Raw genomic sequence first — 13,012 nt, forward strand, 5'->3', positions numbered from 1 at the left:
GTCCCACCCCGGTCTGCTGTTAAGCAAAAATGCTTTACAGACAAAATCCATCATACTGAACGGATAACGGAATGTCAATGTCAATGACGAAAGTCCATTATCCGTCGAGCCTGGGTAAAGTCATGTTTTCATGGAAGCAAAGTGGTCAAAAGCCATCATGGTCTTTCATAATCAGATGTCGATAACCTAACCGTAAGAAGGCGCTCGCCGCCTCCTGTGTCGAAGCACGATGATAAATGCGCACAAGGGTTATTGAGAAAACATGTTATGATGGCGTTAAAAGACCCCGAAGCCTTTTAAGGCCATCACACTGATCTTTGAAGTTTTGAGCAGACACAAGATGACCCAGTTTTTGGTTTCGGAAGGGATTATACGGATCACACTCGTTATTGACGTTGTGGTTCTAACCACTGCTGCAGTCCATCTAAAACACCTAATGCGCCCGGATAGCGCGAACGCACGATCCATTCAGGTAGGCAATTTCGTACCGACGCATCTCCATTGGCCACCAAGACACCGGGATAGTGGTTAACCAGCATATCGCCGTCATTTTCAGCATCCCCTGCGACAAAGCAATTTTGCGCTTTAATGCCAATCCGGCGCAAAATATATTGTAAGGCCCGGCTTTTTAGCGCCGTACACGGCAAGATATCGAGTCGGCTTTCATTAGGATGCCATAACATCCGCACTGTCAAATGATGCTGTGTTAAATACGATTTCACAACCGGCAGCAAACTCGGATCTTGCAGTTCAAATGCTACGCGCCAATGAGAACTGCGTCCCCGGTAAATAACTCCCGACACTTCACTCAGTGCCGTGCGAAGGCGCCGAGGCGACCAATGGCGCCGTTGTTCAAATGCCCAATATTCATCGACTTCGAAATGGGGTCCCCAATAAATGTCGGCTCCCACATCGGTTGCAATCGCAAGCGGTGTGGGAAACCCGTAGCGTGTAATAATTGAGCAGGCATTGTTCAGCGTACGGCCCGTAAGATAAATAACTCCAAGCTCGGGATGCGCCAAAAGATAATCCCGAACAGCCTGTTCTCCTCCATGGCCGATTAAGGTTCCATCAATATCAGTAGCCAACACCCGCTTGATGGCGGCCACTGGACGCCACCTCCTCATACACTACATGTAGCCGTTGTGCCATGTGGTTAACGGTGTGGTGTCGTTGAATAATTTCTTGCCCGTTAGTTCCCATTTGCCTGGCACGATTAGGAGTTTGCCACAACTCTAACGCGTTTTGCCACAATTGGTCAATACGTGAACGCTCAACAAGAATGCCAGTAAATCCGGGCTCGATCCAGTCTTCCACGCCCGGTACATTGGTTCCCACCACCGCACAACCCGACGCCATCGCCTCGATAACAGCCATGCCCAAGGTCGGTCCTTGATTTGGGGCAATTAACACCGTGGCTGAACCCATATAGGTGGCGATGGCGTGATGGGGCATGGGACCGAGAAACCGCACATGCCCGTTGAGTTTTTCGGACAAAGAGCGCAATGTCGGGTTCGTCGGCTGTCCGTCGACAACCTCACCGGGACCGCCCCCAATGACTAAGAGCGTTAAATCCGGCGGCAACGAAGCGCGCGTCATCACTTCGAGAACTTCTTGAATTCCCCGTCCTTTATTCAAACGGCCGACATATAAAATGGGAGGCTTATTTAAGCCTAATCCTCGTAATAACGGTCCAGCATCACGCACAAAGAAATTCGTAATATCGACAGCGGGTGGGACCACGTAAATAGGCACTTTCGGTGCCATTTGATGGATCATTTCACTTTCTTTCAAATAGGGGACCACGACGCCTTGAGCCTGTTCGATGAGTTGTCGCTCTGTTTGTAACCGGATAGAAGACACCTCATCCCCCGGTCGCAGAATCCATTGCCCCATTTTATACGGCGAATGAATCCACGGTAAACGCAGTTCACGGGCGAGGCGAACAGCCACCATTCCCGAAATCCAGAAATGACTATGAATAATATGATATTCGCGATGTTGTTCACGGATCCAGGTTAACACTTGCTGAATAATTGCGTCCTGATTACGATGCCAATCTGCATCGGACGACAAGCGTCCTTTCCAGCCTGTCAGCCGAATGACTTGTCCCAAATGGCCAAAGGAATACCGTTCGGGTAAGTGGTCCTCTTGACGTAATGTGATAATATCGACGGCATAACCTAGATGTTGCAGATTTCGGCCCATTTGCCGAACAATAACTTGTTGACCTCCCGTTTCACCGCCGTCTAAGGGATTTAAAGGATCGGCGCGTAAGGAGATTTGTAAAACACGTTTCATCATCGTGCAATAACCTCCATGGAACCGGGCAAAACAAAGCCCCGGATATTTCCCGGGGGAAGGAGTCAAATTGATTATTAGACCTTGAGCCCCCTACGCCTGCGAAGTTAGCTGACGGGTTCGGGCTGCGAGCATGCCCGTTGCATAGCAATTCACCCCAAAGGAACGGGTCCTCCGCTTCTTAATCGAATTCGGCGTTATCAAGGTATACTTTGAGTATACGTGGGCAAGAGAAAAGGCGTCAATCGCCTAAAATGGCACGGACATAGCTTTCAGCGTCAAACGGCATCAGATCTTCCACTTTTTCTCCGACACCGATAAAACGAATGGGCACACCCAGTTCCCGTTTTATCGACAGCGCTATTCCTCCTTTGGCTGTCCCATCGAGTTTCGTTAGGACAATTCCCGTCACCTGGACCGCCTCCAAAAACACTTGAGCTTGAGCTAGACCATTTTGACCAGTCGTCGCGTCAATAACTAGCCAGACTTGATGGGGCGCATCGGGCCGTTCTCGCCGAATCACTCGGACCACTTTTTGCAATTCTTGCATAAGATTCGATTTATTGTGCAATCGTCCAGCCGTATCAATAATTGCTAAGTCACGGGAACGAGCAATTGCTGCTTGAACGGTATCGTAAGCCACTGCAGCAGAATCAGCTCCTGCTCCTTGGCTAATCACGTCCACACCGGCTCGCTGACCCCATTCCTGAAGCTGCTCAACCGCAGCAGCCCGAAATGTATCGGCCGCTCCCAAGATAACCTGGTACCCTTGACGTTTCATCATGTACGCAAATTTTCCCGCCGTGGTTGTTTTCCCGGTACCATTGACGCCAACCATTAACCATATGCTCGGTCTTTGCGGATCAAGAAGGGTGGGATCAGATGCTTTTTCAAACAAGTCCACCATAATGTGCCGGAGTAATTCCATGACGTCATCCGCCCGCTGCGGATGAGAAATCCGGACTTCTTCTCGCAATTGAGTCAGCAGGTAATCCACGGTATCATATCCAAGGTCAGCTTCAAATAAGATTTCTTCTAGCTGATCCCATAAGGAATCATCCCATTGGCGTCCTTGAAACAACGTCCGCAGACGTCCACCCAAGCTGTCTCGAGTACGAGTCATCCCTTCTTTCAAACGATTCCAAAAACCAGCCATCGCCATTCACCTATCCTTCCTCTGCTAATGGAGTGTGTTCAATGCGGACGGAAACTAACCGGCTCCGACCTTGACCGTCCCCAGCCACGCCCCACAGGGCGTCCGCTATCGTCATCGTTGATTTATGGTGCGTGACAATCACATATTGGGTACGTCCATGATGCGCGCGAATATATTGCGCGACTTTTTGCGCATTGGCTTCATCTAAAGCCGCCTCGACTTCATCCAGAACAACAAACGGAGAAGGGCGAACGCTTAATAAAGCAAACAGCCAGGCAATCCCTCCTAGTGCCTTTTCTCCTCCAGACAGCAAGGTCATGGTACTCGGCTTTTTACCGGGCGGTCGAATCCATAATTCAATCCCCCTTTCATCACCTTGGATCCATCGAAATCCGCCTTCTCCCCCCAACAATGATAAACACGCTTGCTTAAATGCCTCTTCTACTTGAGAAGCCGTTTCGGCCAGGCGTGCATCCACCTCGTGGTCAATTTGTCGTAAGGTTTCGCGCAATTCATTTTTGGCGAGCTCGACATCGTGTCGTTCGGATTCTAAATACGCCAGACGCTCTTCTAGTTGTGTAAAGAGGGCATACACACCGGGACGGATGGGACCTAGTTGATCTAAAGCACTTTGCCATTCGTCGAGTAAGGTTTTGGCTCGAGGGATTTCCTCATCGGGTAACGGTTCGGCCTTGGGCGGTTCATATCCATCCCACCGGGTTGTGGTTTTGAGCAACTGTTGTTCAATATACGTGATGCGACCGGACATCTTCCGGTCCTCACTATCAATCGATCGTATCCGGCTTCCCAGCTGTTGGAGATCGTGATCCATTTGCGCCAATGTTTTCTGATACTCTTGAATGCGCTGGGATTCTATGTCAATTCGCTCAATCATATTTTCACGTTCCACTCGGTAGGCCGAGAGAGCGCGCAGAACCTCATCCATTTGTGTTGATAATTGTTGCCGCCGTTGATCGATTTCTTGTGCTTGTTGAGTCAACCGCTGTTGTTCTTCGACATACCGAGCCAACAGTTCAAGGCGGTGACTCTGCACTTGCTGGGAACTCAAATAGGCTTGACGATGCGCGTTATATGCCTCTTTGAGCGCAGCAAGTTCTTGATCAATGGTGTGAGTATGATGAATTTTTTGTTCTAAGGCTTGTTTGGCTTCTTGGATGCGGGTTCGGTGGTCTGCCAATGATGTTAGCAGTTCCTGAACCTGGTCTTTGTTCCACTTTCCTCCCTCTAACAGCGCTCGTAAATGATTCAAGCGCTCAGCATATCGTGTCACCACAAGCTGGGCCTCTTCCCCTTGGCGTTGGGTTTCCGCAATCTGCCCTTCCAGTTCTTCCTGGCGTTGCTGCTGACGTGCTACCGACTGGGTTAAGGCATTTATTTGCTCAACCAGTGCCGCTGTCTTTTGAGGAAAATGGTTGCTGCGCCCGCGGTCACTCCCTCCTGAAATGGCTCCCCCTGACAAAATCACTTGACCGTCAAGGGTCACCATTTTATATCGAAATTGATGAAGACGCCCGATCGCATTGGCCACATCTAAGGATTCGATAAGCAGAACGCGGCCCAACACATAGCTTACCGCCGGAAATATCCGCTCATCAAAATCAATATGATCAATCGCCCACCCCACAACACCCTTTTGCTGGTTTAAGGCCCTATCCCGATCGGGAATGCTCGCTGCCCGGATTTGGTCCAGGGGAAGGATGGTCACACGTCCAGCCCGTTGACGCTTGAGCCATTCAATAACCTGACGCGCGTGCCATTCTGTTTCCGTCACCAGATCGTGACGCTGAGCGCCCAGAGCTATCTCGATAGCCTGAGAATAGTCCACAGGAACGGTAATCAACGAGGACAACGTTCCCAGAATTCCCTCAAGATGATGGATTTTACGTGCCTGCAAAACCGCCCGCACACTAAGAGGAAGAGTTTCTGCCTGATCTTCTAAGGATTTCATGGCTTTAACTTGAGCTTGAAGCTCCCACAGTGTTTTCTGGGAGCTATTAATCGACGCCACAATTTTTGCCAGTTCTCCTTGCAAAGTCTGCCGTTTTTCTCTTAACACGTTCTGGGTCTTTTGCGCTTTCTCCCACTCTAATTGAAGTTCGCGTTCTTCCTGTTCAAGGGATTCCAGTCGCGAGAGTAAATCCTCGTTGGTCGACGCTATTTGAAAAGTGCCTTCTAAACGGGCTAAACGTTTCTCCAACTCTTGCTGTTGATTTTCTAAATTCTGCAGGTCCTGTTCCAGTTGATTTCGCTCACGAACCGATTCGTTTAACGCATACTGTAAAGCTTGCACGTTCTTCTCCATATCTTGGAGTTCTTTATCGGCACCAGAGTCTGGCTCAATTTTCGCGTCAAGATCGTGTTGAGGGTATTTTACGTCAAGTTCGTCCAATTGTTGTGCAACCCATTGGGCTTGCTGTTTCAGCCCATTAGCCTCCCGTTCCAGGCCTTCTAACTCGGCTTCAAGCCGAGCAACGCGGGTCTCAACAGTAGCCAATGAATGTTTACGCGTCTCTAAACCGCTTTGAACCACCTCCAGCTCATGAAGCATCACTTGCCGGTTATTGTCAACTTCTTCTTGTTTTATTTGCAGCGCTTGTAATTCTTCTTGCAAGCTCTGGCGTTGTGCTAATAAGGTTTGTAAAGTCTCTTGCCATTCTTGTTTTTCGCGCATGGCTAAGTCATATTGGGTTAATTGATACCGCATTTGCAGTTCACTGTGCCGATGCTGCAACTCCAAATATTCTTTTTCGATACGCGCTTCTTCAGCAATGGCATCTTTTTGCTGGCGGACATCCGCAATCAAATCGCCTAACCTATCCAAATTCCTTTCAACATCGGTTAAATGCTGCAACGTCTCTTTGCGTTTAACCTTGTACCGAGAAATCCCTGCTGCTTCTTCCAATTGTTCTAGCCGTTCTTTGGGCTTCATCAACAATGCCGCTTCAACTCGGCCTTGCCCAATGATCGCATAATTAAACCGGCCAATTCCGCTGTCTAGAAATAAATCCACAATATCTTTCAACCGCACAGCGCGCCCATTTAAGAGATATTCCGAATCGCCCGATAAATAATAACGACGAGTGACTGCCAAGGACTCAGGCCAATTCTCCATTTCGCCATCATGGTTATCAAATAAAAGCGTCACTTCCGCCATTTTCGCTCGCTGGCTTCGGCTGCCTGCATGCAACAGGTCTTCCCAGCGCTCCGCACGTAGTTCCTTCACCCGTTGCTCACCTAGAGCCCAACGAATGGCGTCGATAACATTACTTTTGCCGCCCCCGTTTGGACCCACGATCACGCTGATGCCGGGTTCTAAGGCAATGCGCGTATCTTGAGCAAATGATTTAAAACCATATAGGGTGATACTTTTTAGATACATCGAATCCATCCATTTCGTACAATATTAACCATATCTCATCTCTCGTGCTGACATTGTATCATAACCTCCCAATGAGCCTAAGAGGAGGGCCTGCCACGGCTTTAGGTCTGTCATACACGTCAGGTAATCCGAATTGAACACTTCCTAAAATTACCACTATAGCCATATACACACAATCATCGTAATTTCCTGTATATTGGGAAAGCCTGATGACGGGCATGCCTATCATCACCATTCCCCATCATGGCCTACTATTGCCAGGAGGCGATTATTTCTAATGGAAGTGCTCAATCGAATGGCTTATCTAATACTCGAAGATCCCTTCATCACGGCAGCGGAACTCTCACAAAAATTAGGGTATTCCGAGGAAAAAACAATTTATTATTGGCTAGCCAAGGCGCATTACCAAGGTTTGCAAGCCTTCAAACGGGCTGTTGTGGGGGGCCGTTTTCGATTGCCCGCACAAATAGCCAAGGAAACCGTATCCCAATACGGTCGATTGCCCGTTTTAGATGGTTTTAATGCTGACGGTAAGCCTATTCTCACCAAGGAATCGCTATCCGGTTCTCTCGCCGCCAATGTCCTAGGAAAAATGGCTTGGCGCTATCACGGGCCGTCTCAAGGACCTGTACAAAGCGGTGATCTATTGCTATTGAGTCCTCTGCGCGATGAAGATCCGGCTAAATGGGTTCTGGCCGGGTCGACCAAATTGCCGACCGTGTTAATGAAAGTCACCACAGGAACCGACACCTGCTATATTCGCCCGGATACCTGTGAAATCGCCAATTTCGACGTGGCAATGTACCGCATTGTTCAAATCGTCCGCAATCTCTTTTGATTCGCTAGAACCGATGAGACTGGAATTGCGATCCACCACCACCAGCCTCCTCCAAGGTCAAAAGCGTATGTTTGTGTTACAATGGTCACCAATTAGGCGCAGCCAATCCCGGAGTGACATGGAGCCTAAAATTCCTTCAACGCCTCACGAATGATATAGTAGCGTTGATACAGGATAATAAGGCGAGGGATGACATGGTGTATTGTCGTCATTGTGGCGATCAGATTCCGGTCGACAGCATTTTTTGCCCCAGTTGTGGCCAGAACTTGCTGCCTGAACCATCCAATTCCCGTCCCGAGCCGGCTCCAGGGGACACTTCTCCTCCGAAGAGCCGGAAGGGAGCGGATTGGATGACAAAAATGAAGGCGTTAGCCGGTCAACGTTACCTAGGGATTAAATCAAACGTTATACGGTTGGGGCAGATACGTCATCATGCGTTAGGATGGACCGTATCGCAGGTTTTATTTGTTGGAAGTGCTGCTTTTTCGTTGGTTGGGTTCGTTTGGAACCTGTTTGGGCATCGATCCGGCTTATCATGGATCGGCTTTGGGATTGTTCTCGGTCTTGGAGCGTTATATACCAAGGAGCCACCGAATAATGGCACTCCCCCCACTTTTGAGGGGTAACTTGCAAACAAGGAGATGACAAGATAGCGTGCGTTGCCCGAAATGTGGACAGGATAATACGGCCGGTTCGGCATTTTGTCGATTCTGCGGACGCAAATTGCCTGATCCCGCTAAAAAACGCCGTGCGTTCGCGATCCCTCCGTTCAGTTCAGCATCGTCGAAAGCCAAGGGTTCAGCCCAAGACACTAAAGCAAAGAAATCCGGCAAAGTCCAAGGACGACGAGTACGCTGGGGACGCGTCGTCCTGTTAACGGTTACCGGATTAATGGTCAGCGGATTTGGTTACGGTGGCTATATTGCCTATCAAGCGTGGAAATCATTACCTTCCGTGCAGTCCATGGTCTCTTTACAAGCCATGGGCCAAGACTCTGTTATCTATGATCGATTTGGTCAACCCGTAGCCCGACTACACGGAACAGTCAACCGGGTGAATGTCCCGCTTTCTGCTATTTCTCCTAACATGCAACATGCCATTATTGCCATCGAGGATCACAACTTCTATTCGAATCCCGGATTTGACATCACATCCATTATCCGGGCGGCGATTGTGGACATTGTGCACCATAGTGCGGTACAAGGAGCCAGTACGATCACGGAGCAATTAGCCAAAGATTTATATTTAAGTGACAAGAAAACCTTGGTGCGTAAGGCACAGGAGTTTATGATTGGGCTCGAACTTGCCCACACGTATTCCAAACAGCAAATTTTGGATATGTATCTCAACGAGGTTTACCTAGGCGATGGGGCTAGCGGAATATATGCCGCATCCAAAGCCTATTTCGATGAAACACCTGCCCAATTGACTGTGGCTCAAGCGGCAATGTTAGCGGGATTGCCTCAGGCCCCATCACTTTATGATCCCTTGGTGAATTTCAAATTGGCCAAACAACGTCAGTTACAGGTCCTTAATGCTATGGTGAAATATGGATATCTCACCCCCGCTCAAGCCAAAGCAGCCTATGCAGCCCCGGTGAATCTGCATCCTGTCTCTGTCGATTCGGCTAATAGCCAAATCTATCCCTATCCATGGTATGTGGATCATGTCATTCGCGTTTTACAGGAGAAAGGATTTACGGGTACACAGATTTTTGACGGTGGCCTTAAAATCTACACAGCATTAGATCCCACTGTGTACAACATCGCACAAAATGCGGTCGACCAATGGATGAATTATAATTTTGGCGTCTCGCACTCGGCTGATCCCACCTACCAAGCTGCCGCTGTCGTCGAAGACCCTCATAATGGCTACATTCTGGCTGTCATTGGCGGCCGCACATTTTCGCAACCATTCCAAGAAGATTTGGCTACAAATCCCAGTGTCCAGCGGTCTACGGGTTCCTCTATTAAACCGTTGTTAGAGTATACTCCGGCGATTGTGAAGGGATATACTCAAATGTCGGTAATCCAAGACGTGCCGATTTTCAAGGTCAATGGCCAATGGTGGCCTCACAATGATAATCACCTGTACCGAGGTTATCTGGACTTACGTGATGCACTCGCCATTTCTGATAATGACGTTGCTGTCCATTTACTTCATGATATCGGTCTCACTTATGGCTATGATTTTGCCAAGTACAAATTTGGATTACCCTTGACCCAAGCGGATCTCCATGCGGGGCTGGGTATCGCCATAGGCGGACTCAAGGAAGGGTTTAATGTTTACGAAATGACCCAAGCCTATGCGACATTTCCCAACAACGGCGTGCGCATGAAACCTATTTGGGTCACAAAAGTCGTCAACGCCGATGGAGCCGTTGTCTATCAAGATACGCCCCATGGCACGGTAGAGTTTAGTCCCCAAGTGGCTTATATCATGGATAAAATGATGGAACGGGTTTTAGATCCCAATCCTATCCCCTCCATCGGTCCCGGTTCCCTTGCTACAGGATATGATTTAGGCATTGGACGACCGGCAGCAGGAAAAACCGGTACCAATAACGGAGAAGCGGATGCCTGGTTCATGGGTTACACGCCACAACTCGTCGTAGGCGTCTGGGAAGGGAATCGCAAAGGAGAATACCCTCAACCATCAACTCCCAATGGTCCCGCTTATGGCGACGTGGCAGCAGGTCCCATTTGGAAAACGATTATGGAGCAAGTCAATCAGGCTGAGCACATACCTGTTGAACATTTTCCCCGTCCCAGTGGGATGGTGTATGTGCCCGATGTAAGTATCACGTCAGGAAAAATAGCCAGTCAATATGCTCCCAGTTCGGATGTTCAAGGCGCCTGGTTTATTCAAGGCACGCAACCCACGTCGATTGGCAATACCCACTACCCAGTTAAGGTCGTGGCAAACCACCCCAATGAGTTATGGCAGCAGGGTTGTGGTCCCTACGTGACCTCAGTATTTCTCCGCCGAGAATCTGATTGGCATCCCGGTGTACCAATTCCTTGGGATGCAAAGTATTGGGCTCCCACAAAAATGTGCACGCCCAATCAACAACCGTCTCCCTCTCCATCGTCTAGCCCGAGTTCGTCAACATCGCCATCGGGCCAGTCCACATCCTCCTCGCCTTCGGCAACCATTCCTTCGCCACCGCCAAAAACGACTCCGTCGAGTACCCCTTCTGCCCTTGCAGGTGACGTGAATAAACCGAGTCGTCCTTCTTCTAATCAACCAGGTCCCGGACATTAACCGAAACAAGACGACGGCGGAGCCTTGCGCTACGCCGTCTTGTTTTCTCACATTATCGTAAAGACCATTAATCGGGTGAAGAAGCCGAAGGATGCGGAGAAGGTGAAGCCTTTTCGGCTTCCTCCATTAAATGTTTTAACGCCAAACGAGCACTTTGCTGTTCCGCTTCCTTTTTGCTGTGGCCGATAGCCCGACCTATGGGAATACCTCCCACGGACACCTCGACTTCAAAACTCTTGGCATGGTCAGGACCATAAGATCCCACGACTTCGTAGGTAGCTTCCTCGCCACGACGACGAAGCCATTCATTGAGAGCCGTTTTATGATCTCGTCCTGTTTCCCGTTGCTCCACGCTAGTCAGGGCAAAGCTCAGAACCTCCTGAATGAACTGTCGAGCTTGTTCCAAGCCGCTATCCAGATAGATCGCACCGATAATGGCCTCCATAGCATCCGCAAGCAGGGAATGCTTAGCGCGACCCCCACTGCGTTCTTCTCCACGCCCTAGCCGCAACAATTCACCAACATGCAGATTTGTTGCGGCTTCAGCTAAAGTCGCCTCACACACGATGGCCGCTCGCCCTTGGCTCAGCTGTCCTTCTGTCCAGTGGCTATTGTGATGATATAGCCACTCGGTGACGACCAGTTGCAAAACCGAGTCTCCAAGAAACTCTAGTCGCTCATTATGCGTCTCTTTACGAAATCCTTCATTAGCATAAGACGAATGCGTCAGGGCTTGTTTTAGAAGATTCTGATCTTTTACCCACTGACTTAAATAATTGCTGTTCATGGAATATACTCCCGAGCAATAAGTGACGCATTTTGACCGCCAAAACCAAAGGCATTGGACATCACGACATGAATATCGCGCGATTGAGGCCGGTTTGGCACATAGTTCAAATCGCAATCGGGGCTGGCATGTTCTAAATTGACCGTTGGCGGCACAGTTTGGTATTGCAAAGCTAGGATTGACGCAATCATCTCAACTGCCCCGGCAGCTCCCAATAGGTGACCTGTTGATGATTTGGTGGACGACACCGCTAATTGATAGGCGTGGTCACCAAAGACATCTTTGATGGCTAAGGTTTCAGCCAGATCGCCCTTCATTGTAGAGGTCCCATGCGCATTAATATAATCCACTTCTTCCGGTTTTATCCCGGCATCATGAATTGCGCGGCGCATCGCTTGCGCCGCACCACGGCCTTCCGGATGCGGTTCGACCACATGATAGGCATCCGCTGACCGTCCATAGCCGATGAGCTCGGCATATATGCGGGCTCCACGATTTTTAGCATGCGTCAGGGATTCCAGTACTAAAAATCCGGCCCCCTCACCCATGACAAATCCGTCCCGTTCCTGATCAAAGGGGCGCGAGGCATGTTCCGGGTCGTCGTTACGAGTCGACATCGCTTTCATGGCACAGAATCCCGCAAAGGAAATCGGCAGTAGTACCGCCTCCGTTCCTCCCGCCAGCATGACATCTGCTTCACCAAATTGAATGGCTCGCATGGCATCGCCTAAAGCGCTGCCTGATGACGCGCAGGCCGTAACCAATGTGACATTAGGTCCCTGCAGATTAAATCGCATAGCGACCTGACCACCCGCAATATTGCCGATCATTTTCGGAATGAAAAATGGATTCACACGCCCTGGCCCTCGTGATAACAGGGTTTCGTGTTGGTCGGTTAATGTTTCCATTCCTCCGATACCTGTCCCGACCGAAACTCCTGCCCGATCGGGATCCAGATCCGATAATCCCGCATCGTCATACGCGTCTTGTGCAGCTCCTATGGCTAGCTGCACAAATCGATCCATATGCCGTATTTCTTTTTTTTCGAGATACTTAAGAGGATCAAAATCGTGCACCTCAGCCGCAATTCGGGTCGAGAAAGGTGAGGCATCAAATCGGGTTACGGGTCCGACAGCACTTCGTCCACTGGTCAGACCTGCCCAAAAGTTCTCGAGGCCTGATCCAACTGGGGAAATCACTCCCATTCCCGTAACCACTACGCGTTCGCGCTGCATTCGTTACTCCCTCCCCCAGTCACCGGGAATC

Annotated in this window: 9 protein-coding genes, 1 pseudogene and 1 riboswitch; of the genes and pseudogenes, 4 read left to right on the forward strand and 6 right to left on the reverse strand. The window is 49.6% G+C overall.

Annotated features, from left to right (window positions below; all coding sequences use genetic code 11):
* Positions 1-386: 386 nt before the first annotated feature.
* The 4 genes from B8987_RS17030 to smc form a co-directional block, all read right to left on the reverse strand.
* Positions 387-1,109 carry an HAD family hydrolase gene (locus B8987_RS17030; RefSeq protein ID WP_020374718.1) on the reverse strand — a complete coding sequence of 241 codons (723 nt, stop codon included), beginning with the start codon at positions 1,107-1,109 and terminating at the stop codon, positions 387-389.
* Positions 1,078-2,304, reverse strand: a complete 1,227-nt coding sequence (locus B8987_RS17035) for a glycosyltransferase (RefSeq protein ID WP_084661749.1) — start codon at positions 2,302-2,304, stop codon at positions 1,078-1,080. Before B8987_RS17035 ends, B8987_RS17030 begins: the two co-directional genes overlap by 32 nt.
* A gap of 78 nt (positions 2,305-2,382) precedes the next feature.
* Positions 2,383-2,508: riboswitch (cyclic di-AMP (ydaO/yuaA leader) on the reverse strand.
* A 34-nt stretch (positions 2,509-2,542) separates the two neighbouring features.
* Positions 2,543-3,457 carry a signal recognition particle-docking protein FtsY gene (gene ftsY, locus B8987_RS17040; RefSeq protein WP_026040634.1) on the reverse strand — a complete coding sequence of 305 codons (915 nt, stop codon included), beginning with the start codon at positions 3,455-3,457 and terminating at the stop codon, positions 2,543-2,545.
* Positions 3,458-3,467: 10 nt separating this feature from the next.
* Entirely contained in the window at positions 3,468-6,857 is a 3,390-nt protein-coding gene (gene smc / locus B8987_RS17045; RefSeq protein ID WP_176213257.1) for a chromosome segregation protein SMC, read from the reverse strand.
* A 277-nt stretch (positions 6,858-7,134) separates the two neighbouring features.
* On the opposite strand from smc, the gene B8987_RS17050 reads away from it, so the two are divergent.
* The 4 genes and pseudogenes from B8987_RS17050 (at position 7,135) to B8987_RS17060 (ending at position 10,959) form a co-directional block, all read left to right on the forward strand.
* A complete protein-coding gene (locus B8987_RS17050) occupies positions 7,135-7,695 on the forward strand; it encodes a hypothetical protein (protein WP_020374714.1) in 561 nt (186 codons plus the stop codon).
* A gap of 194 nt (positions 7,696-7,889) precedes the next feature.
* A pseudogene (locus tag B8987_RS20280) lies at positions 7,890-7,955 on the forward strand (zinc-ribbon domain-containing protein); the annotation flags it as partial.
* Positions 7,956-8,045: 90 nt separating this feature from the next.
* The gene (locus B8987_RS20065) at positions 8,046-8,321 is read left to right on the forward strand and encodes a hypothetical protein (protein ID WP_020374713.1); all 276 of its coding nucleotides are present in this window, start codon (positions 8,046-8,048) and stop codon (positions 8,319-8,321) included.
* A gap of 28 nt (positions 8,322-8,349) precedes the next feature.
* Positions 8,350-10,959, forward strand: coding sequence for a transglycosylase domain-containing protein (locus B8987_RS17060; protein WP_020374712.1), 2,610 nt, complete (start codon positions 8,350-8,352; stop codon positions 10,957-10,959).
* Between the two features lie 67 nt (positions 10,960-11,026).
* Here B8987_RS17060 and rnc read toward each other — a convergent pair whose 3' ends face one another.
* Positions 11,027-11,746: a ribonuclease III gene (gene rnc / locus B8987_RS17065; protein ID WP_020374711.1), complete on the reverse strand. Its 720-nt coding sequence runs from the start codon at positions 11,744-11,746 to the stop codon at positions 11,027-11,029.
* Positions 11,743-12,981 carry a beta-ketoacyl-ACP synthase II gene (gene fabF, locus B8987_RS17070; protein WP_020374710.1) on the reverse strand — a complete coding sequence of 413 codons (1,239 nt, stop codon included), beginning with the start codon at positions 12,979-12,981 and terminating at the stop codon, positions 11,743-11,745. Before fabF ends, rnc begins: the two co-directional genes overlap by 4 nt.
* Positions 12,982-13,012 lie beyond the last annotated feature (31 nt).

Source organism: Sulfobacillus thermosulfidooxidans DSM 9293 (genome assembly GCF_900176145.1).
Taxonomy (GTDB): domain Bacteria; phylum Bacillota; class Sulfobacillia; order Sulfobacillales; family Sulfobacillaceae; genus Sulfobacillus; species Sulfobacillus thermosulfidooxidans.

Coding starts and splice junctions, on each gene's coding strand:
- fabF (WP_020374710.1), bottom strand. CDS start 12,981: ATGCAGCGCGAACGCGTAGTGGTTACGGGAATGGGAGTGATTTCCCCA.
- B8987_RS20065 (WP_020374713.1), top strand. CDS start 8,046: ATGACAAAAATGAAGGCGTTAGCCGGTCAACGTTACCTAGGGATTAAA.
- smc (WP_176213257.1), bottom strand. CDS start 6,857: ATGTATCTAAAAAGTATCACCCTATATGGTTTTAAATCATTTGCTCAA.
- ftsY (WP_026040634.1), bottom strand. CDS start 3,457: ATGGCTGGTTTTTGGAATCGTTTGAAAGAAGGGATGACTCGTACTCGA.
- B8987_RS17035 (WP_084661749.1), bottom strand. CDS start 2,304: ATGATGAAACGTGTTTTACAAATCTCCTTACGCGCCGATCCTTTAAAT.
- rnc (WP_020374711.1), bottom strand. CDS start 11,746: ATGAACAGCAATTATTTAAGTCAGTGGGTAAAAGATCAGAATCTTCTA.
- B8987_RS17050 (WP_020374714.1), top strand. CDS start 7,135: ATGGAAGTGCTCAATCGAATGGCTTATCTAATACTCGAAGATCCCTTC.